This is a genomic window from Shigella sp. FC1544, from assembly GCF_001722145.1.
Classification (GTDB): Bacteria; Pseudomonadota; Gammaproteobacteria; order Enterobacterales; family Enterobacteriaceae; genus Escherichia; species Escherichia coli.
Window position 1 is genome coordinate 14343 of record NZ_MECT01000011.1, and the last position, 21725, is coordinate 36067.

Sequence of the window (21725 nt, forward strand, 5' to 3'; positions counted from 1 at the left end):
GCGGATAACTAAAAATGCAGGTTAATTGTTTTTTTAATAGCGAAATTTTCTATTCATTCGTGATCAAGATCACGATGCTGTCGCAATGTAAAAACATTGCAAGAATCAGGTTAAAATCATTTAAATTTACACACGCAACAAATATTGACCTACAAAACATTATACTGGCTATTTTTCAGAAACTGGACTATCTCACTAGTAAAAACGCTAAATAGCAGAACATATCGCCGTTAAGCCATCACCCCCCTCTCAGTGCAGTGAAAAAATCTGCCGTTACGTTTTTTGAAAAATTTAACGCTGGATAACATTTCCCGGAATGGTTGAATTCCCCGCCTCAGTTATATGTAACAGATTATTACAAAGGACTTGTCTGAAAGTGCAAGATAGTGAACATTACCTGCCGTTTCCCCTCCCACTATAACAATTGCGCGTATGTTTTTTAGACATAACGCGAGAAAGCACCCCCGTTAATATGGGATGTAAAAAAAGAGGTAAAAGTGTCCACTGCAAACCAAAAACCAACTGAAAGCGTCAGTTTGAACGCTTTCAAACAACCGAAGGCGTTCTATCTCATCTTCTCGATTGAGTTATGGGAACGTTTTGGTTATTACGGCCTACAAGGAATTATGGCTGTTTACCTGGTTAAACAACTGGGTATGTCTGAAGCGGATTCAATCACCCTTTTCTCTTCCTTTAGTGCCCTGGTTTATGGTCTGGTCGCTATCGGCGGCTGGTTAGGTGACAAGGTACTGGGTACTAAACGCGTAATTATGCTCGGCGCTATTGTGCTGGCGATTGGTTATGCTCTGGTTGCCTGGTCTGGTCACGACGCCGGTATCGTTTATATGGGTATGGCGGCTATTGCGGTCGGTAACGGCCTGTTTAAAGCTAACCCGTCTTCTCTGCTTTCTACATGCTATGAGAAAAACGACCCGCGTCTGGACGGTGCATTCACCATGTACTACATGTCCGTCAACATCGGCTCTTTCTTCTCTATGATTGCTACGCCGTGGCTGGCCGCGAAATACGGCTGGAGTGTTGCGTTTGCGTTGAGCGTTGTAGGCCTGCTGATCACTATCGTTAACTTCGCCTTCTGCCAACGCTGGGTTAAACAGTACGGTTCAAAACCAGACTTCGAGCCTATCAACTACCGTAACCTGCTGCTGACCATTATTGGTGTTGTGGCACTGATCGCTATCGCCACCTGGCTGCTGCACAATCAGGAAGTTGCGCGTATGGCGCTGGGCGTTGTTGCCTTCGGTATCGTGGTTATCTTCGGTAAAGAAGCCTTCGCGATGAAAGGTGCTGCGCGTCGTAAAATGATCGTTGCCTTCATCCTGATGCTCGAAGCCATTATCTTCTTCGTGCTGTACAGCCAGATGCCAACGTCACTGAACTTCTTTGCGATTCGTAACGTTGAGCACTCCATTCTGGGTCTGGCCGTAGAACCTGAGCAGTATCAGGCACTGAACCCGTTCTGGATCATCATCGGTAGTCCGATTCTGGCCGCTATCTATAACAAGATGGGCGATACCCTGCCGATGCCAACCAAGTTTGCAATCGGCATGGTGATGTGTTCTGGTGCGTTCCTGATTCTGCCGCTGGGTGCGAAATTCGCGTCTGACGCTGGTATCGTGTCTGTAAGCTGGCTGGTCGCAAGCTATGGCCTGCAGAGCATCGGGGAACTGATGATCTCTGGTCTGGGTCTGGCAATGGTTGCACAACTCGTTCCGCAGCGTCTGATGGGCTTCATTATGGGTAGCTGGTTCCTGACCACTGCCGGTGCAAACCTGATTGGTGGTTATGTTGCGGGTATGATGGCTGTGCCGGATAACGTTACCGACCCGCTGATGTCACTGGAAGTTTATGGTCGCGTATTCTTGCAGATTGGTGTCGCTACTGCCATTATTGCAGTACTGATGCTGCTGACCGCGCCTAAACTGCACCGTATGACGCAGGATGACGCTGCAGACAAAGCGGCGAAAGCTGCTGTAGCGTAAAATTCAGGGAAACTCTTTTACAAGCCGCTAACTTTTCGTTAGCGGCTTTTTTTTTGTTCAGCAACGCACTACCATACTTTAAACCACAGACAAAAGGAGTTACCGATGAAATTGTTCTACAAACCGGGTGCCTGCTCTCTCGCTTCCCATATCACCCTGCGTGAGAGCGGAAAGGATTTTACCCTCGTCAGTGTGGATTTAATGAAAAAACGTCTCGAAAACGGTGACGATTACTTTGCCGTTAACCCTAAGGGGCAGGTGCCTGCATTGCTGCTGGATGACGGTACTTTGCTGACGGAAGGCGTAGCGATTATGCAGTATCTTGCCGACAGCGTCCCCGACCGCCAGTTGCTGGCACCGGTAAACAGTATTTCCCGCTATAAAACCATCGAATGGCTGAATTACATCGCCACCGAGCTGCATAAAGGTTTCACACCTCTGTTTCGCCCTGATACACCGGAAGAGTACAAACCGACAGTTCGCGCGCAGCTGGAGAAGAAGCTGCAATATGTGAACGAGGCACTGAAGGATGAGCACTGGATCTGCGGGCAAAGATTTACAATTGCTGATGCCTATCTGTTTACGGTTCTGCGCTGGGCATACGCGGTGAAACTGAATCTGGAAGGGTTAGAGCACATTGCAGCATTTATGCAACGTATGGCTGAACGTCCGGAAGTACAAGACGCGCTGTCAGCGGAAGGCTTAAAGTAATAGCCATCGGCCCACAGGTCGTTGTGGGCCGAAATGAGATATTTCAGAGCTTTGTTGCGCTGAAGTAATGTTCTGGTTTGGCAATACGATCCTGAGCAGCCACCACTTGCAGCTCATATTCCTGCATTGCTTTGGTGGTCACCATGATTTCGTAGACTGCAGCGGTCACATGTTCCAGCGCCTCCTGCAGCGTTGCCCCCTGAAGCAGTTTCACTAGCAGTAAACCGCTCGTCACATCACCAACACCTACCGGCTGGCGCATACCAAAATCCACCAGAGGACGGCTGATATGCCAGGCTTCATCGGCGGTGACCAGCAGCATTTCAAAACGGTCACGGCTGTAGCCAGCTCGCGCCAGGTGTTTAACCAACACAATTTGTGGCCCTTGCGCAATGAGTTCGCGCGCTGCCAGAACCGCTTCTTCGACGTTATTTACCGCATGCTCACAGAGTATTTCCAGCTCAACCAGATTCGGCGCAATGATATCGCTGGCAGGCAAACCGTGCCGCACATGAAACTCTGCGACACCCGGTGCAACGATACAGCCTTTTTCCGGATGACCCATTACCGGATCGCAAAAATATTTCGCCTGCGGATTCGCGGCTTTCACCTGACGGACGATACCGAGGATATGTTCACCCTGCTCCGCCGATCCCAGATAGCCACTTAACACGGCATCACAGGTGTGTAATTTATCAATGGCGGCAATGCCTTGCACAATTTCGGTTAAATGGCTGGGCGGCATCACGCAGCCAGTCCATTTGCCGTACTGGGTGTGATTAGAAAATTGAACGGTGTTCAGCGGCCAGACGTTCGCGCCCAGGCGGCGCATAGGAAACTCTGCCGCACTGTTACCCGCATGACCATAAACAACGTGAGACTGGATAGCGAGAATATTTTTCATCATGTTCCCTGTATAAAAACCAGGGGGAGTGATTTCTCACTCCCCCTTTCCACTTAATGCATTATTTCCAGCAAATCAGACAGTAATTCTTTTTGCCGCGACGCAGTAAGGTAAAACGACCAAACAGACGATCTTCTTCTTTAAAGAAGTATTCAGGATCGGACTGTTTTTCACCGTTAATGGTGATGGCATTGGAGGCGATAGTTTTACGCGCCTGACCACGGGAAGGTTGCAGTTCAGAATCGACCAGCGCCTGCATCAGGTCTGCGCCCTTTTCCATCTCAACCATCGGTACGCCGTCCTGCGCCAGCTGTTCGAAGTCCGCTTCACTCAGCGCACTCAAAGAACCGCTGAACAGGCATTCGGTAATACGTTTTGCCGCCTGTAAACCTTCTTCACCGTGAACCAGACGAGTCACCTGCTCCGCCAGTACATACTGGGCGCGCGGTGCTTTACCGCTGTTTTTATCTTCTTCTTCCAGGGCGTTGATCTCTTCAATGCTCATAAAGGTGAAGAACTTCAGGAAGCGGTAAACGTCGGCATCCGCAGTGTTGATCCAGAACTGGTAGAATTTGTACGGGCTGGTTTTCTTCGGATCCAACCAGACTGCGCCGCCTTCAGTTTTACCAAATTTGGTGCCATCTGCTTTAGTGATCAGCGGAACGGTCAGGCCAAACACCTGATTCTGATGCAGACGACGGGTCAGGTCGATACCAGAAGTGATGTTACCCCACTGGTCAGAACCACCAATTTGCAGCACCACACCGTACTGTTTGTTCAGACAGGCGAAGTCATAACCCTGCAACAGGTTGTAGGAAAACTCAGTGAACGAAATCCCCTGATCTTCACGGTTGAGACGCTGCTTAACCGCTTCTTTGTTGATCATCTGGTTAACGGAGAAGTGTTTGCCAATATCGCGCAGGAAGGTCAGCACATTCATATTGCCGAACCAGTCATAGTTGTTCGCCGCGATAGCAGAGTTTTCTCCACAGTCGAAATCGAGGAACGGGGCAACCTGCTTACGGATTTTGTCCACCCACTCCTGAACAGTTTCTTCGGTGTTCAGCTTACGCTCGGCAGCTTTGAAGCTCGGGTCGCCAATCAGACCCGTCGCGCCGCCTACCAGCGCAACCGGCTTGTGGCCCGCCTGCTGGAAGCGTTTCAGGCATAACAATGGAACAAGATGCCCCAAATGCAAGCTGTCAGCGGTAGGATCGAAGCCGCAATAGAGCGCGATCGGGCCTTGCGCCAGTCGCTCTGCTAACGCTTCCTCGTCCGTCATCTGGGCTACCAGCCCCCGCTCTTGCAATTGTTTAATCAAGTTACTGCTTGCCATCAAAATCTCCATGTATATAACGACTGCACCTTTGCCGGTACACGACTTTTCGCCAGATGCGAAAGAGACATAGAATAAAGTGCCAGAATCAGGAGTACCAGCGATTAAAGCAAGATTTTTGCATCTTTTCAGGGTGCAAGACGATCAATCTTCCACACATCATTTTCTCGCTGGTACAAAAAGCGGTCATGCAGGCGATGCTCACCGCCCTGCCAGAACTCAATCTGTTCAAGGCTGACGCGAAAACCGCCCCAAAAGCTCGGCAATGGCACTTCGCCCTGTTGAAACTTCTGCTTCAGCTCCAGGAATTTACTTTCAAGGATACCGCGGGCAGAAATGCGACTGGACTGCTTCGAAACCCATGCACCAATCTGGCTATCACGCGGGCGGCTATGAAAATATTTCATCACTTCGAGAGTCGAAAGTCGTTCTGCTTTACCGATCACCATCACCTGGCGTTCAAGGGTATGCCACGGGAACAGCAGGCTAACGCGCGGATTATTTTCAATTTGATGTGCTTTACGGCTACCGAGGTTGGTGTAAAACACCATGCCTTTTTCGTCGTAATGTTTGAGTAAAACGATGCGTTGATAAGGCTGAGCATGTTCATCCACGGTAGCGACCACCATCGCGGTAGGGTCTGCCAGTTTGGCTTCACACGCCTGAGAGAGCCAACGTTCAAAAAGGCTTAATGGATCGGCGGGAAGATCGCGACGGCGTAACCCGCCTTTGGTGTATTCACGGCGCAGATGCGCGATTTGCTGCAATTCGTCGTTATCAGACATGGTTTTCTTTACGGATTGTCAGTGGGTGACGCTATTGTGCGCCGCCCCTGGAAAAATCTCAACGCTGTGGATTTTGTAACTGACAGTTATTCAATACGATGCGGTCGCGTTTATAGACAGTCGCTTCATCGCCTTTCGACCAGAAAACATAGATTCCGTCAGTGTAACGTGCACCAGACGCTGAAATGCCCTGTTTGAGATGCAGTAGTTGATTATCGTAAACAAAACTGACTTCCTGGCGCGGATTATTCAGTTTGACCGTCAACGGTTTTTCATCACACTGGTATTCCAGCGTAGCGGTTTGCATGTGCTCAACCAGTTGATTGAACGCGCTACAGCCGGTGAGAAGCACCGGCAAACAGATCAGTAACAGTTTTTTCATAGACATTTCCCGAAGACTTTCCTGGTCTGGAGGGCAATACGCCCTCCCTAACGTTCCAAGTGTAACGGCAGACGCGGTAAGAAAAATTCAGTTAACTCTGATATCACGGGTTAGCAGGGAAAATAGCCCCCAGTACCGTCTCCTGGCTTGCGCCAGTGACGGAAGGCAGATTTCCTGGTAATCCCGCCAGCGTCCGCCAGGCAAGCCAGGCGAAAGCCAATGCTTCCATGTCATCGCCACTAATGCCAACGGCATCGGTGGTGGTGACTTCTGTGCCTGGCAGTAATGCCGCCAGACGCGCCATGAGTAGCGGATTACGACTACCTCCACCACATACCATCAATCGTTCGCAGCCACCGCTCAACAAAACTTGTTCAGAAATGGTCACGGCGGTGAGTTCTGCCAGTGTGGCCTGAACATCACGGGGATCAACACCCGGAAAATGGCGTAAATGGCGCTCCAGCCAGCCGTAGTTAAAGTATTCGCGTCCGGTGCTTTTCGGTGCAGGTTGCGAGAAATATGGGTCGCTGAGCATATTTTGCAGCAGTGGGAGAATAACTTTACCCGCCCGTGCCCACTCGGCATCTTTATCGTAAGGTTTACCGGCCTGACGCCAGATCCAGGCATCCATCAGCATGTTACCAGGACCGGTATCGTAGCCGCCAACCGGCTGCCCAGGAATGAGCAGTGACAGATTGGCGATGCCGCCAATATTGAGCACCATTCGTCGCTCGGTTGGGTGAGCCAGCAAGGCATGATGGAACGCAGGTACCAGCGGTGCGCCTTGTCCTCCCAAGGCAATATCGCGACGGCGAAAATCACCGACAACCGTAATTCCGGTGCGTGCCACAATTTGATTGTTATCGCCAATCTGTAAAGTGTGTGGTGCCACGCCCGTCGGTTCATGCCAGACGGTTTGACCGTGACAGCCGATCGCAACTATATCTCTCGCCTGCAGGTTTTGTTCCTTAAGCAAGGCATTGACCGCATCAGCAAAAAGTCGCCCTAGTTGAGTATCAAGCTGTCCAAACTGCGAAAGTGTAAGCTGCTGGCCCTGGCAAATATCCAGTACAGCCTGTTTCAGAGACACCGGGATCGGCCAGCTCAAGCTTGCCAGCTGTGCGACCCGGTGTTCATCTATTGTCGCCAACACAACATCAACACCATCAAGGCTGGTGCCTGACATAACGCCAATAAAGCGGCCCGATTTCATAGTTCATCCTTTTTCAATCTGACGTTTGCGCACCACTCAAACATAAACTTTTCGTGAATACCATGCGGAATGACCGATTTTTACCGTTGGTAGTAAAACATTATCTTCAAATCAATAATCATCATGAATGTTTTGTTTATAATTGGTTGATCCTACTTTCATTATGATTTGCTCATATTTGGTAGAACATGTAACCATGGATTCACATATGCCATATACTTTGACCATGAGGGATGCTTGCGTGGCGTTTCATGGTGAACAGGAGATTTTTCAATGATTAAACGCGTATTGGTTGTTTCAATGGTAGGTCTGTCTCTTGTCGGTTGTGTTAATAACGACACCCTGTCAGGGGATGTTTATACCGCTTCTGAAGCGAAACAAGTACAGAATGTCAGCTATGGCACCATCGTTAACGTACGTCCGGTACAGATTCAGGGCGGTGATGATTCCAACGTTATCGGTGCAATTGGCGGTGCTGTTCTTGGTGGTTTCCTGGGGAATACTGTTGGTGGCGGAACCGGGCGTTCTCTGGCTACTGCAGCAGGCGCTGTTGCAGGTGGCGTAGCTGGTCAGGGCGTACAGAGTGCAATGAACAAAACGCAGGGTGTCGAGCTGGAAATTCGTAAAGACGATGGTAATACCATCATGGTGGTACAGAAACAAGGCAACACTCGTTTCTCTCCGGGCCAACGTGTCGTACTGGCCAGCAATGGCAGTCAGGTGACCGTTTCTCCGCGCTAAATAAGTTTGCATGTGGTCAGGTTACTGACCACACGCCCCCTTCATTTCACCCTTTAGCCTGTAACTCAATGATATTATGCTCAAGTTTTGCGATGAGCGTAATCAGTTGCTCCAGTTCCTCTGCGGAGATGCCATGTAATATTTCCGCGCGGGTTTTGTTAATAACAGCTTCCATTTCGCTGATCAGTGGCTCTGCCTTTTCCGTCAGTTTAATACGTTTAGCCCGACGATCGCTGGCACAAGTTTGACGCGAAATTAACCCTTTTTCTTCCAGTTGGTCCAGAGTACGGACCAGTGATGGCTGCTCGATGCCAATCGCTTTTGCCAGTTGAATTTGCGACTGGTCTGGAGGTAACTGATGGATATTGTGTAACGTAACCCAATGGGTTTGTGTTAACTCCAGCGGTTTCAGGCGATGGTCTATCAGAGCACGCCATATGCGCACCAACCGTGCCAGATCAGAACCTAGTGGCGATTCCAATTTCATCTCCTTATAATTAGCTTGCTAAGATATTATGCGGCTTTTAGAGTAGTGTGCAGCAATTTTATTGCTAAAACAAATGTATTGCTGCATTTGGTTACCGTCAGACATATTTTTCAGAAATTGCGCGTAAATTTTTCGCACTTAAAGAATATTTATTAATCTAACGCAATATATTCGGTCGTAAAGGAATCTACTTTGTGAAGTTTATGCTCAATGCAACAGGATTGCCCTTACAAGATCTGGTGTTCGGTGCGTCCGTCTATTTTCCTCCGTTTTTCAAAGCCTTCGCGTTTGGATTCGTCATCTGGCTTGTCGTACACCGCCTGCTTCGTGGCTGGATCTACGCCGGTGACATCTGGCATCCCTTGTAAATGGATTTATCGCTGTTTGCGATTTGCGTTTGCCTTGCTCTGGCAATACTGATTGCGTGGTAACTATGTCAATTAAAACAATTAAGTATTTCTCAACAATCATTGTAGCGATAGTTGCGGTTCTTGCCGGATGGTGGCTGTGGAATTATTACATGCAATCTCCGTGGACACGCGACGGGAAAATACGCGCAGAAAAGGTTTCTATCACCCCACAGGTGTCGGGACGTATTGTTGAGCTGAATATAAAAGACAACCAACTGGTTAACGCGGGGGATCTTCTGCTCACGATCGATAAAACGCCCTTTCAGATCGCCGAGCTGAACGCACAGGCTCAGCTGGCGAAAGCGCAATCTGACCTCGCAAAAGCCAATAACGAAGCGAATCGTCGTCGTCATCTCTCACAAAATTTTATTTCTGCCGAAGAACTCGATACCGCTAACCTCAATGTTAAAGCGATGCAGGCCAGTGTTAATGCCGCACAGGCCACGCTGAAACAGACACAATGGCAACTGGCGCAAACGGAAATTCGCGCCCCGGTGAGTGGTTGGGTGACTAACCTCACTACCCGCATCGGCGATTACGCTGACACCGGGAAACCGCTGTTTGCCCTTGTCGACAGCCACTCGTTTTACGTCATTGGTTATTTTGAAGAAACCAAGTTGCGCCATATCCGCGAAGGTGCACCAGCACAAATTACCCTCTATAGTGATAACAAAACGTTACGGGGTCACGTTTCCAGTATCGGTCGGGCGATTTATGATCAAAGCGTTGAAAGTGACTCAAGCCTTATTCCGGATGTGAAACCTAACGTCCCCTGGGTTCGTCTCGCCCAACGCGTTCCCGTCCGCTTTGCGCTGGATAAAGTTCCAGGCGATGTCACGCTGGTGTCGGGCACCACCTGTAGCATTGCCGTAGGTCAATAATGAACGCATCGTCATGGTCCTTGCGCAATTTGCCCTGGTTCAAGGCCACGCTGGCGCAATGGCGTTATGCGTTACGCAATACCATTGCCATGTGTCTGGCGCTGACGGTTGCCTATTATTTGAATCTGGATGAACCCTATTGGGCGATGACCTCGGCTGCAGTGGTTAGCTTTCCCACCGTTGGCGGTGTCATCAGCAAAAGCCTCGGACGCATCGCTGGCAGTTTACTGGGAGCCATTGCGGCACTGCTTCTTGCCGGGCATACGCTCAATGAGCCGTGGTTTTTTCTATTGAGCATGTCGGCGTGGCTTGGCTTTTGTACCTGGGCCTGTGCGCACTTCACGAATAACGTCGCGTATGCATTTCAACTGGCGGGCTACACGGCTGCCATCATCGCCTTTCCGATGGTTAATATTACTGAGGCCAGCCAGCTGTGGGATATCGCTCAGGCGCGCGTTTGCGAGGTGATAGTCGGTATTTTGTGCGGCTGCATGATGATGATGATCCTGCCTAGCAGTTCCGATGCTACAGCCCTTTTAACCGCATTGAAAAACATGCACGCCCGATTACTGGAACATGCCAGTTTACTCTGGCAGCCTGAAACAAACGATGCCATTCGTGCAGCACATGAGGGGGGGATTGGGCAGATACTGACCATGAATTTGCTGCGTATCCAGGCTTTCTGGAGCCACTATCGTTTTCGCCAGCAAAACGCGCGCCTTAATGCGCTACTCCACCAGCAATTACGTATGACCAGTATCATCTCCAGCCTGCGACGTATGTTGCTCAACTGGCCCTCACCGCCAGGTGCCACGCGAGAAATTCTCGAACAATTGCTGACGGCGCTCGCCAGTTCGCAAACAGATGCTTACACCGTCGCACGTATTATCGCCCCGCTACGCCCGACCAACGTCGCCGACTACCGGCACGTCGCCTTCTGGCAGCGACTACGTTATTTTTGCCGCCTTTATCTGCAAAGTAGTCAGGAATTACATCGTCTGCAAAGCGGTGTAGATGATCATGCCAGACTCGCACGGACATCCGCTCTGGCTCGTCATACCGACAACGCCGAAGCTATGTGGAGCGGGCTGCGTACATTTTGTACGTTGATGATGATTGGCGCATGGAGTATTGCATCGCAATGGGATGCCGGTGCCAATGCATTAACGCTGGCAGCAATTAGCTGCGTACTCTACTCCGCCGTCGCAGCACCGTTTAAGTCGTTGTCACTGCTGATGCGCACGCTGGTGTTACTTTCGCTATTCAGCTTTGTGGTCAAATTTGGCCTGATGGTCCAGATTAGCGATCTGTGGCAATTTTTACTGTTTCTCTTTCCACTGCTGGCGACAATGCAGCTTCTTAAATTGCAGATGCCCAAATTTGCCGCACTGTGGGGGCAACTGATTGTTTTTATGGGTTCGTTTATCGCTGTCACTAATCCCCCGGTGTATGATTTTGCTGATTTTCTTAACGATAATCTGGCAAAAATCGTTGGCGTTGCGCTGGCTTGGCTAGCGTTCGCCATTCTGCGTCCAGGATCGGATGCTCGTAAAAGCCGCCGCCATATTCGCGCGCTGCGCCGGGATTTTGTCGATCAGCTAAGCCGCCATCCAACACTGAGTGAAAGCGAATTTGAATCGCTCACTTATCATCACGTCAGTCAGTTGAGTAACAGCAGGATGCGCTGGCTCGCCGTTGGTTATTACGCTGGGGTGTAGTGCTGCTGAACTGTTCTCATGTTGTCTGGCAATTGCGCGACTGGGAATCGCGTTCCGATCCGTTATCGCGAGTACGGGATAACTGTATTTCACTGTTGCGGGGAGTGATGAGTGAGCGTGGCGTTCAGCAAAAATCACTGGCGGCCACACTTGAAGAATTACAGCGGATTTGCGACAGCCTTGCCCGTCATCATCAACCTGCCGCCCGTGAGCTGGCGGCAATTGTCTGGCGGCTGTACTGCTCGCTTTCGCAACTTGAGCAAGCACCACCGCAAGGTACGCAGGCCTCTTAATTACTTAATTACACCACAGGCATAGCGTTCACCGCCACCGCCCAGCGGTTTAGGTTGATCGGACATATTATCGCCGCCAACGTGGACCATCAGCGCTTTGTCTTTGATTTCATCCAGTGATTTCAGACGAGGCGTGATGACGGCATCGGTAGCTTTGCCGTCATTATTGACGACCAGTGCAGGCAGATCGCCTAAATGCCCGGCACCTTCTGGCCCTTCATGTTTACCGGTATTTTGTGGATCAAGATGCCCGCCTGCGGATTCCGCGGCGCTGGCTTTGCCATCTTTGGTGGCTGGCTGGCAGCTTCCTTTGGCATGAATATGGAAGCCATGTTCACCGGGGGGTAATGCTTTCAGATCGGGCGAAAACTCCAGACCTTTATCGGTTTCAGTAATGGTGACGCTACCAATTGACTGCCCTACCCCTTGCGACGTGACGAGGTTCATCTCGACTTTTTCACTGGCAGCTTGTGCGCCGGTTGCAACAACCAGCGCCAGAATAGCCAGACTAAAACGTTTCATAGGACCTCCGTTCATTGTGCATTCCTGAATAAGTGTAAACCAGTGACACATTTTTGAACGGCGGCTATTCCTAAAAGTGCTTACGGTACGTCGTACCCCAGTGCCGCTTTACGGATACGAAACCATTGTTGACGGGTCATTTTCAGTGTTTCTGCTTCGACAGCTGCCCGTACGCGCTCAATTTTACCTGAACCGATAATTGGCAGCGGCTGCGATGGTAAACGTAATACCCAGGCGTAAACCACCTGTTCAATCGAGCCCGCGTTTAACTCCTCTGCCACCACAGCCAGTTCATCACGCAGCGGCTGGAAATAATCATCATTAAACAGACGACCACCACCAAGGCAGGACCACGCCATCGGACGAACACGCAGTTGTTGTAGTTGGTCGAGCGTGCCATCCAGCAGTAACGGCTGATGCACCGGGGATATTTCCACCTGATTAGTGGCAAGGGTAAACGGCAGACGTGATTGCAACAGGGCAAATTGCGCAGGCGTAAAGTTCGATACGCCAAAATGACGCACTTTGCCGCTCTGATGCAGATGTTTGAACGCGTCCGCCACTTCATCGGCATCCATTAACGGGTCTGGTCGGTGGATTAACAGCAGATCCAGATGATCGGTCGCGAGATTAATTAGCGACTGTTCGGCGCTCTTAATGATGTGATCGCGGTCAGTGATGTAATGACCAATGACGTTTTCTTCACGCGCGGTCGTCGCGATACCGCATTTACTGACGATTTCCATCCGTTCACGCAGGTGAGGTGCCAGTTTCAGTGCCTCGCCAAACGCCGCTTCGCACTGATAGCCACCATAAATATCAGCATGGTCCACGGTGGTCACGCCGAGATCCAGATGCTCTTCAATAAAACTGACCAGCTGGCGGGCGGACATATTCCAGTCCATCAATCGCCAGTAGCCCATCACAAAACGGGAAAACTCCGGGCCTTGCGGCGCAATAGTAATACGCTGAACCATAATCGCTTCCTCTTATCAGATATGAGAGGAGTATACGCAAGATTAGGTTCAAAAGAGTGATGGTTGCTCCGGTTCGTCTGATGACGCTGGCTTATTTGCGCGTAATTTGCGCATTAATCGCTGCCGACAAAGGCGCAGCACCTCTTGTTTTTCGCCATCGCTCATTTTATTCCAGTTAAAACGCTCATCCCGACTACGAAAACAGCCGCGACAAAACCCGCGTTCGTCAGACTGGCAAATTCCCCGGCACGGGCTCTGGACGGGAAAGAACTCTAATTGCTCCGCCACTTAGCCCTCCTCAGATAAGATTATTACCATTATTGAAGCTGTTAATGTCCAAAGTAGCAACTTTGCTTGCACTAGACCGACTGGTCTACTACACTCCAACGCATGAACAAACACACCGAACATGATACTCGCGAACATCTCCTGGCGACGGGCGAGCAACTTTGCCTGCAACGTGGATTCACCGGGATGGGGCTAAGCGAATTACTAAAAACCGCTGAAGTGCCGAAAGGGTCCTTCTATCACTACTTTCGCTCTAAAGAAGCGTTTGGCGTTGCCATGCTTGAGCGTCATTACGCCGCATATCACCAGCGACTGACTGAGTTGCTGCAATCCGGCGAAGGTAACTACCGCGACCGCATACTGGCTTATTACCAGCAAACACTGAACCAGTTTTGCCAACATGGAACCATCAGTGGTTGCCTGACAGTAAAACTCTCTGCCGAAGTGTGCGATCTGTCAGAAGATATGCGCAGCGCGATGGATAAAGGTGCTCGCGGCGTGATCGCCCTGCTCTCTCAGGCGCTGGAAAATGGCCGTGAGAACCATTGTTTAACCTTTTGTGGCGAACCGCTACAACAGGCACAAGTGCTTTACGCACTATGGCTGGGTGCGAATCTGCAGGCCAAAATTTCGCGCAGTTTCGAGCCACTGGAAAACGCGCTGGCCCATGTAAAAAACATTATTGCGACGCCTGCCGTTTAGCAGGCATTCTTTATCACCAGACGACCGGGAGCCTTTATGTCATCTGAAAAACTGTATTCCCCACTGAAAGTGGGCGCGATCACGGCGGCAAACCGTATTTTTATGGCACCGCTGACGCGTCTGCGCAGTATTGAACCGGGTGACATTCCTACCCCGTTGATGGCGGAATACTATCGCCAACGTGCCAGTGCCGGTTTGATTATTAGTGAAGCCACGCAAATTTCTGCCCAGGCAAAAGGATATGCAGGTGCGCCTGGCATCCATAGTCCGGAGCAAATTGCCGCATGGAAAAAAATCACCGCTGGCGTTCATGCTGAAAATGGTCATATGGCCGTGCAGCTGTGGCACACCGGACGCATTTCTCACGCCAGCCTGCAACCTGGCGGTCAGGCACCGGTAGCGCCTTCAGCACTTAGCGCGGGAACACGTACTTCTCTGCGCGATGAAAATGGTCAGGCGATCCGTGTTGAAACATCCATGCCGCGTGCGCTTGAACTAGAAGAGATTCCAGGTATCGTCAATGATTTCCGTCAGGCCATTGCTAACGCGCGTGAAGCCGGTTTTGATCTGGTAGAGCTCCTCTCTGCTCACGGTTATTTGCTGCATCAGTTCCTTTCTCCTTCTTCAAACCATCGTACCGATCAGTACGGCGGCAGCGTGGAAAATCGCGCACGTCTGGTACTGGAAGTGGTCGATGCCGGGATTGAAGAATGGGGTGCCGATCGCATTGGCATTCGCATTTCGCCAATCGGTACTTTCCAGAACACGGATAACGGCCCGAATGAAGAAGCCGATGCACTGTATCTGATTGAACAACTGGGTAAACGCGGCATTGCTTATCTGCATATGTCAGAACCAGATTGGGCGGGGGGTGAACCGTATACTGATGCGTTCCGCGAAAAAGTACGCGCCCGTTTCCACGGTCCGATTATCGGCGCAGGTGCATACACAGTAGAAAAAGCTGAAACGCTGATCGGCAAAGGGTTAATTGATGCGGTGGCATTTGGTCGTGACTGGATTGCGAACCCGGATCTGGTCGCCCGCTTGCAGCGCAAAGCTGAGCTTAACCCACAGCGTGCCGAAAGTTTCTACGGTGGCGGCGCGGAAGGCTATACCGATTACCCGACGTTGTAATCCAACATTGCGAGCGGCGTAAAGCCGCCGCTATACTAAAACAACATTTTGAATCTGTTAGCCATTTTGAGGATAAAAAGATGCGTCTTCTTCATACCATGCTGCGCGTTGGCGATTTGCAACGCTCCATCGATTTTTATACCAAAGTGCTGGGCATGAAACTGCTGCGTACCAGCGAAAACCCGGAATACAAATACTCACTGGCGTTTGTTGGCTACGGCCCGGAAACCGAAGAAGCGGTGATTGAACTGACCTACAACTGGGGCGTGGATAAATACGAACTCGGCACTGCTTATGGTCACATCGCGCTTAGCGTAGATAACGCCGCTGAAGCGTGCGAAAAAATCCGTCAAAACGGGGGTAGCGTTACCCGTGAAGCGGGTCCGGTAAAAGGCGGTACTACGGTTATCGCGTTTATGGAAGATCCGGACGGTTACAAAATTGAGTTAATCGAAGAGAAAGACGCCGGTCGCGGTCTGGGCAACTAATCTCCTGCCGGGCGTGAACTCATCGCGCCCGCATCTTTACTGCATCGACAAGTAATATTTGTCATAATGCGCGCTGCAATTTATCCGTATTAAGAGAATCAGATGTCCGATAACGCTCAACTTACCGGTCTGTGCGACCGTTTTCGTGGTTTTTATCCTGTTGTGATCGATGTTGAAACAGCCGGATTTAACGCCAAAACCGATGCGCTGCTTGAGATTGCCGCCATCACCCTGAAAATGGATGAACAAGGCTGGCTGATGCCGGACACCACATTACATTTCCACGTCGAACCATTTGTCGGCGCAAATTTGCAACCAGAAGCCCTCGCCTTCAACGGCATTGACCCGAACGATCCCGATCGCGGCGCGGTCAGCGAATACGAGGCGCTGCACGAAATTTTTAAAGTTGTACGTAAAGGTATTAAAGCGAGCGGCTGTAACCGCGCCATTATGGTGGCGCACAATGCCAATTTTGATCACAGCTTTATGATGGCCGCCGCAGAACGCGCCTCACTGAAACGTAACCCGTTCCACCCTTTCGCCACTTTTGACACTGCTGCACTGGCCGGGCTGGCACTCGGACAAACCGTATTGTCAAAGGCTTGCCAGACCGCTGGCATGGACTTCGACAGCACCCAGGCGCACTCCGCGCTGTACGACACCGAACGCACTGCTGTGCTGTTTTGTGAAATCGTCAACCGCTGGAAACGTCTGGGAGGCTGGCCGCTACCTGCCGCCGAAGAGGTGTAATCGAGCCGATGCCTGATGACATGCAATGATTCAGGCATCTATAGTGAGGCTATTCCACGCATCCTGCATGATATTCACGGGGAATAGCGTTAATGGCAGATAATCCAGACCCTTCATCGCTCCTGCCGGACGTGTTTTCACCGGCGACCCGCGACTGGTTTCTTCGCGCCTTTAAACAGCCGACCGCTGTCCAGTCGCAAACCTGGCATGTGGCGGCGCGAAGCGAACATGCGCTGGTGATTGCACCGACCGGCTCCGGGAAAACGCTGGCAGCATTTCTCTACGCCCTCGATCGGCTCTTCCGCGAAGGCGGCGAAGATACCCGCGAGGCGCATAAGCGTAAAACCTCACGCATCCTCTATATTTCACCGATAAAAGCTCTGGGCACCGACGTTCAGCGCAACTTGCAGCTCCCGTTGAAGGGTATTGCCGATGAACGGCGGCGGCGCGGCGAAACGGTAATTATTGATGAAGTCCACGCGGTAGCGGGCAGTAAACGTGGTGCGCATCTGGCGTTAAGTCTGGAGCGGCTCGATGCGCTGCTCCACACCTCAGCACAGCGAATTGGCCTTTCTGCCACTGTGCGCTCAGCCAGCGATGTGGCAGCCTTTCTTGGTGGCGATCGCCCGGTTACGGTAGTCAACCCGCCCGCAATGCGCCATCCGCAGATACGAATTGTCGTACCGGTCGCCAATATGGATGATGTCTCATCGGTCGCCAGCAGCACCGGCGAAGACAGCCATGCCGGCCGGGAAGGCTCCATCTGGCCATATATTGAAACGGGTATCCTTGATGAAGTGTTGCGCCATCGCTCGACCATTGTCTTTACTAATTCACGTGGGCTGGCGGAAAAACTGACGGCACGATTAAATGAGCTTTACGCCGCACGCTTACAGCGTTCCCCGTCTATCGCCGTTGATGCGGCCCATTTCGAGTCGACCTCCGGCGCAACCTCTAACCGTGTACAAAGTAGCGACGTTTTTATTGCCCGCTCACACCACGGCTCCGTCTCTAAAGAACAACGAGCAATCACCGAGCAGGCGCTGAAATCGGGTGAGTTACGCTGCGTGGTCGCAACCTCCAGTCTCGAACTGGGGATTGATATGGGCGCAGTGGATCTGGTGATTCAGGTGGCAACGCCGCTTTCTGTTGCCAGTGGGTTACAACGCATTGGTCGCGCCGGACATCAGGTTGGCGGTGTATCTAAAGGGCTGTTTTTCCCTCGTACCCGGCGTGACTTAGTCGATTCCGCAGTCATTGTAGAGTGTATGTTCGCAGGCAGGCTGGAAAACCTGACACCGCCGCATAATCCACTCGACGTCCTTGCGCAGCAAACCGTTGCCGCCGCGGCGATGGAGGCATTACAGGTAGACGAATGGTACTCCCGCGTACGCCGTGCCGCACCGTGGAAAGATCTGCCAAGACGTGTTTTTGACGCCACGCTGGATATGCTTTCCGGGCGCTATCCCTCTGGCGATTTTTCTGCTTTTCGCCCCAAACTGGTCTGGAACAGGGAGACCGGGATATTGACCGCCCGACCTGGCGCTCAATTGTCGGCGGTTACCAGCGGCGGCACCATTCCGGATCGTGGCATGTATAGCGTGTTATTACCCGAAGGTGAAGAAAAGGCCGGTTCGCGGCGGGTGGGTGAACTGGATGAGGAGATGGTATATGAGTCGCGGGTGAACGACATTATCACTCTCGGCGCTACCTCATGGCGGATCCAGCAAATCACCCGCGATCAGGTGATTGTGACTCCTGCTCCGGGTCGTTCTGCCCGGCTCCCCTTCTGGCGTGGTGAAGGTAACGGACGTCCGGCTGAATTAGGCGAGATGATCGGCGATTTTCTTCATTTACTGGCGGATGGCGCGTTCTTTTCCGGGACTATTCCCCCGTGGCTGGCAGAAGAAAATACGAACGCCAATATTCAGGGGTTGATTGACGAGCAACGCAACGCGACGGGCATCGTTCCGGGGAGTCGCCATCTGGTCCTCGAACGGTGCCGTGATGAAATTGGCGACTGGCGTATTATTTTGCACTCTCCCTATGGAAGACGGGTGCATGAACCCTGGGCGCTGGCGATTGCCGGGCGAATACATGCCCTATGGGGCGCTGACGCGTCTGTGGTCGCCAGTGATGACGGCATTGTTGCGCGCATTCCTGACACTGATGGTAAATTGCCCGACGCCGCGATTTTTTTGTTTGAACCCGAAAAGTTGCTGCAAATTGTCCGCGAGGCGGTAGGCAGCTCGGCACTTTTCGCCGCCCGTTTTCGCGAATGCGCCGCGCGGGCATTATTAATGCCGGGGCGCACTCCGGGCCATCGCACCCCGCTTTGGCAACAACGGCTGCGCGCCAGTCAGTTGCTGGAAATCGCTCAGGGATATCCAGATTTTCCGGTCATTCTCGAAATCCTACGCGAATGTCTGCAAGATGTTTATGATCTTCCCGCACTGGAACGTTTGATGCGTCGCCTGAACGGTGGCGAAATTCAAATATCCGATGTAACGACCACTACGCCCTCGCCTTTCGCCACAAGTTTATTGTTCGGCTATGTCGCGGAATTTATGTACCAGAGCGACGCCCCGCTGGCAGAGCGCCGGGCATCCGTACTGTCGCTGGACAGCGAGTTACTGCGCAATCTACTCGGACAGGTCGATCCGGGGGAATTACTCGACCCGCAGGTCATTCGCCAGGTGGAAGAAGAGTTGCAACGACTGGCTCCTGGCAGAAGAGCGAAAGGTGAAGAAGGATTGTTCGACCTGCTGCGCGAACTGGGGCCAATGACCGTTGAAGACCTGGCGCAACAGCATACAGGCAGCAGTGAAGAGGTTGCGTCGTATCTGGAAAATCTTCTTGCAGTAAAACGAATCTTCCCAGCGATGATTAGCGGACAGGAGCGTCTTGCCTGTATGGATGATGCCGCCAGGCTGCGTGATGCCCTCGGCGTACGACTACCAGAGTCATTGCCAGAGATTTATTTACATAGAGTCAGTTACCCGCTTCGCGACCTCTTTCTGCGCTATCTCCGGGCTCATGCTCTGGTCACGGCTGAACAACTGGCTCATGAGTTTAGTCTCGGTATTGCCATTGTCGAAGAGCAGCTTCAGCAACTGCGTGAACAGGGTCTGGTGATGAATCTGCAACAAGACATCTGGGTGAGCGATGAAGTATTTCGTCGTCTGCGTTTGCGCTCGCTGCAAGCCGCCAGAGAAGCGACGCGTCCCGTTGCAGCCACGACCTATGCGCGATTGCTGCTGGAACGTCAGGGCGTATTACCCGCCTCACTCTGGGAAAGCCAGATCCTGCCTGCCCGCGTACGCGACTATTCGTCAGAAATGCTCGATGAATTACTGGCAACCGGTGCGGTTATCTGGTCGGGGCAAAAAAAACTGGGTGAAGATGACGGCCTGGTGGCACTGCATCTACAGGAATATGCTGCAGAATCGTTCACTCCCGCCGAAGCGGATCAGGCGAATCGTTCGGCGCTGCAACAAGCGATAGTCGCTGTTCTGGCTGACGGAGGAGCCTGGTTTGCACAACAAATCAGCCAACGGATACGCGACAAAATTGGCGAATCGGTTGATCTCTCTGCCCTGCAAGAGGCGTTATGGGCGCTGGTATGGCAAGGCGTCATCACCAGCGACATTTGGGCACCGTTACGCGCCCTCACCCGCAGCAGTTCCAACGCACGCACCTCAACTCGCCGCAGTCACCGGGCTCGTCGTGGACGTCCTGTCTATGCGCAACCCGTCTCGCGCTGGTATCTTACAACACACCAAATCTGGCTGGACGCTGGTCGTTATTGCAGGTGGAGCCACTAAACGATACCGAAAGGATGCTGGCGCTGGCGGAAAACATGCTCGACTGCTACGGCATCATCAGTCGTCAGGCGGTGATAGCCGAAAATATCCCTGGCGGGTTTCCATCGATGCAAACGCTTTGTCGAAGTATGGAAGACTCCGGGCGAATTATGCGAGGTCGTTTTGTAGAAGGTCTGGGTGGCGCGCAATTCGCTGAACGTCTGACTATTGACCGATGGCGCGATCTGGCGACACAAGCCACGCAAACGCGCCACTATACACCAGTGGCGCTCTCTGCCAACGATCCGGCTAATGTGTGGGGAAATCTTCTGCCCTGGCCTGCACATCCGGCAACGCTGGTTCCAACGCGTCGGGCGGGTGCGCTGGTGGTCGTTTCTAGCGGCAAATTGTTACTCTATCTGGCGCAAGGTGGCAAAAAAATGCTGGTCTGGCAGGAAAAAGAGGAATTACTCGCCCCAGAGGTTTTCCACGCGCTGACTACCGCACTGCGTCGCGAACCACGGCTGCGCTTTACGCTAACAGAAGTGAATGATCTACCGGTCCGGCAAACGCCGATGTTTACGCTGCTGCATGAGGCGGGATTTTCAAGTTCGCCACAAGGGCTGGATTGGGGATAGAGAAAGGACTGACGGATGCCCGTTCGCATCCGTCAGTATTGCAGGACGGATTATTCCGCGTCCGGCTCTTCAGACTTGTATTTAGCGGCAGTTTCTTTGATCAGCTGCTGCAGTTCGCCACGCTGATACATTTCGATCACGATATCACAACCGCCGACCAGCTCGCCGTCAACCCACAGTTGCGGGAAGGTCGGCCAGTTAGCATATTTCGGCAGTTCCGCACGAATGTCCGGATTCTGCAGAATATCAACATAGGCAAAACGTTCGCCACATGCGGCAAGCGCCTGGACTGCCTGGGCAGAGAAACCGCAGCTCGGCAGTTTCGGTGAACCTTTCATGTACAGCAGGATCGGGTTTTCAGCAATCTGGCGTTGGATTTTTTCGATAGTGGTGCTCATTGTCTTGCTTCCTCAAACTTCTTTACGGCAGTAATCTGACATTGTAGCGGGTCAGTGCGGCATCGGAAAATAACATTTTCATCACGCTTTTGCTATTTTATCCCTTTGCTCTATTTGTTGCATTTCAAATATTCGTTTCTTCTCTGATGCCGGCAAACTGGCGT

General features: G+C 51.8%; 18 protein-coding genes and 3 pseudogenes. 11 read left to right on the plus strand and 10 right to left on the minus strand.

The window, feature by feature from the left end; all coding sequences use genetic code 11:
• Positions 1 to 497: 497 nt before the first annotated feature.
• Both dtpA and gstA read left to right on the plus strand, forming a co-directional pair.
• Positions 498 to 2000 carry a dipeptide/tripeptide permease DtpA gene (gene dtpA / locus BGK49_RS00875; protein WP_000100931.1) on the plus strand — a complete coding sequence of 501 codons (1503 nt, stop codon included), beginning with the start codon at positions 498 to 500 and terminating at the stop codon, positions 1998 to 2000.
• Between the two features lie 105 nt (positions 2001 to 2105).
• A complete protein-coding gene (gene gstA / locus BGK49_RS00880; protein ID WP_000765749.1) occupies positions 2106 to 2711 on the plus strand; it encodes a glutathione transferase GstA in 606 nt (201 codons plus the stop codon).
• 43 nt (positions 2712 to 2754) lie between these two features.
• On the opposite strand, the gene pdxY is transcribed toward gstA, so the two are convergent.
• The 5 genes from pdxY to anmK all read right to left on the minus strand — a co-directional run bounded on the left by pdxY (position 2755) and on the right by anmK (position 7331).
• On the minus strand, positions 2755 to 3618 hold the full coding sequence (gene pdxY / locus BGK49_RS00885) for a pyridoxal kinase (protein WP_001307229.1): 864 nt from the start codon (positions 3616 to 3618) through the stop codon (positions 2755 to 2757).
• 58 nt (positions 3619 to 3676) lie between these two features.
• Positions 3677 to 4951, minus strand: a complete 1275-nt coding sequence (gene tyrS / locus BGK49_RS00890; RefSeq protein ID WP_005042099.1) for a tyrosine--tRNA ligase — start codon at positions 4949 to 4951, stop codon at positions 3677 to 3679.
• A 128-nt stretch (positions 4952 to 5079) separates the two neighbouring features.
• Positions 5080 to 5736 carry a pyridoxamine 5'-phosphate oxidase gene (gene pdxH, locus BGK49_RS00895; RefSeq protein WP_001282303.1) on the minus strand — a complete coding sequence of 219 codons (657 nt, stop codon included), beginning with the start codon at positions 5734 to 5736 and terminating at the stop codon, positions 5080 to 5082.
• Positions 5737 to 5794: 58 nt separating this feature from the next.
• Positions 5795 to 6124 (minus strand): C-type lysozyme inhibitor, encoded by a 330-nt coding sequence (gene mliC / locus BGK49_RS00900; RefSeq protein WP_000061968.1) that lies wholly within the window; start codon positions 6122 to 6124, stop codon positions 5795 to 5797.
• Positions 6125 to 6221: 97 nt separating this feature from the next.
• Positions 6222 to 7331 (minus strand): anhydro-N-acetylmuramic acid kinase, encoded by a 1110-nt coding sequence (gene anmK, locus BGK49_RS00905; protein ID WP_000835077.1) that lies wholly within the window; start codon positions 7329 to 7331, stop codon positions 6222 to 6224.
• 273 nt (positions 7332 to 7604) lie between these two features.
• On the opposite strand from anmK, the gene slyB reads away from it, so the two are divergent.
• A complete protein-coding gene (slyB, locus tag BGK49_RS00910; protein WP_000597196.1) occupies positions 7605 to 8072 on the plus strand; it encodes an outer membrane lipoprotein SlyB in 468 nt (155 codons plus the stop codon).
• A 46-nt stretch (positions 8073 to 8118) separates the two neighbouring features.
• Here slyB and slyA read toward each other — a convergent pair whose 3' ends face one another.
• Positions 8119 to 8553, minus strand: a complete 435-nt coding sequence (gene slyA / locus BGK49_RS00915) for a transcriptional regulator SlyA (protein WP_001296943.1) — start codon at positions 8551 to 8553, stop codon at positions 8119 to 8121.
• Between the two features lie 200 nt (positions 8554 to 8753).
• Here slyA and BGK49_RS00920 point away from each other — a divergent pair.
• From BGK49_RS00920 to BGK49_RS00930, 3 genes and pseudogenes are all read left to right on the plus strand, one after another.
• Positions 8754 to 8990, plus strand: a pseudogene (locus tag BGK49_RS00920) (DUF1656 domain-containing protein).
• Positions 8991 to 8992: 2 nt separating this feature from the next.
• Positions 8993 to 9850 carry an efflux RND transporter periplasmic adaptor subunit gene (locus BGK49_RS00925; protein WP_001296942.1) on the plus strand — a complete coding sequence of 286 codons (858 nt, stop codon included), beginning with the start codon at positions 8993 to 8995 and terminating at the stop codon, positions 9848 to 9850.
• Positions 9850 to 11861, plus strand: a pseudogene (locus BGK49_RS00930) (FUSC family protein). Before BGK49_RS00925 ends, BGK49_RS00930 begins: the two are co-directional and overlap by 1 nt.
• On the opposite strand, the gene sodC reads toward BGK49_RS00930, so the two are convergent.
• From sodC to BGK49_RS00945, 3 genes are all read right to left on the minus strand, one after another.
• Complete coding sequence (gene sodC / locus BGK49_RS00935) at positions 11862 to 12383, minus strand: superoxide dismutase [Cu-Zn] SodC (protein WP_004983569.1); 522 nt, start codon at positions 12381 to 12383, stop codon at positions 11862 to 11864.
• 80 nt (positions 12384 to 12463) lie between these two features.
• On the minus strand, positions 12464 to 13360 hold the full coding sequence (locus BGK49_RS00940; RefSeq protein ID WP_000250656.1) for an aldo/keto reductase: 897 nt from the start codon (positions 13358 to 13360) through the stop codon (positions 12464 to 12466).
• Positions 13361 to 13408: 48 nt separating this feature from the next.
• The gene (locus BGK49_RS00945; RefSeq protein ID WP_000840481.1) at positions 13409 to 13648 is read right to left on the minus strand and encodes a DUF1289 domain-containing protein; all 240 of its coding nucleotides are present in this window, start codon (positions 13646 to 13648) and stop codon (positions 13409 to 13411) included.
• Between the two features lie 102 nt (positions 13649 to 13750).
• Here BGK49_RS00945 and nemR point away from each other — a divergent pair, with 102 nt between their 5' ends.
• The 5 genes and pseudogenes from nemR (at position 13751) to BGK49_RS00970 (ending at position 21163) form a co-directional block, all read left to right on the plus strand.
• The gene (nemR, locus tag BGK49_RS00950; RefSeq protein ID WP_001032936.1) at positions 13751 to 14350 is read left to right on the plus strand and encodes a DNA-binding transcriptional regulator NemR; all 600 of its coding nucleotides are present in this window, start codon (positions 13751 to 13753) and stop codon (positions 14348 to 14350) included.
• Between the two features lie 36 nt (positions 14351 to 14386).
• Positions 14387 to 15484 carry an N-ethylmaleimide reductase gene (nemA, locus tag BGK49_RS00955; protein WP_000093597.1) on the plus strand — a complete coding sequence of 366 codons (1098 nt, stop codon included), beginning with the start codon at positions 14387 to 14389 and terminating at the stop codon, positions 15482 to 15484.
• Between the two features lie 80 nt (positions 15485 to 15564).
• The gene (gloA, locus tag BGK49_RS00960; RefSeq protein WP_001237798.1) at positions 15565 to 15972 is read left to right on the plus strand and encodes a lactoylglutathione lyase; all 408 of its coding nucleotides are present in this window, start codon (positions 15565 to 15567) and stop codon (positions 15970 to 15972) included.
• Positions 15973 to 16074: 102 nt separating this feature from the next.
• Entirely contained in the window at positions 16075 to 16722 is a 648-nt protein-coding gene (rnt, locus tag BGK49_RS00965) for a ribonuclease T (protein WP_001282281.1), read from the plus strand.
• 92 nt (positions 16723 to 16814) lie between these two features.
• Positions 16815 to 21163: pseudogene (locus BGK49_RS00970) on the plus strand (ATP-dependent helicase).
• Between the two features lie 50 nt (positions 21164 to 21213).
• Here the strand turns inward: BGK49_RS00970 and grxD are convergent.
• Entirely contained in the window at positions 21214 to 21561 is a 348-nt protein-coding gene (gene grxD, locus BGK49_RS00975) for a monothiol glutaredoxin 4 (protein ID WP_000108172.1), read from the minus strand.
• Positions 21562 to 21725 lie beyond the last annotated feature (164 nt).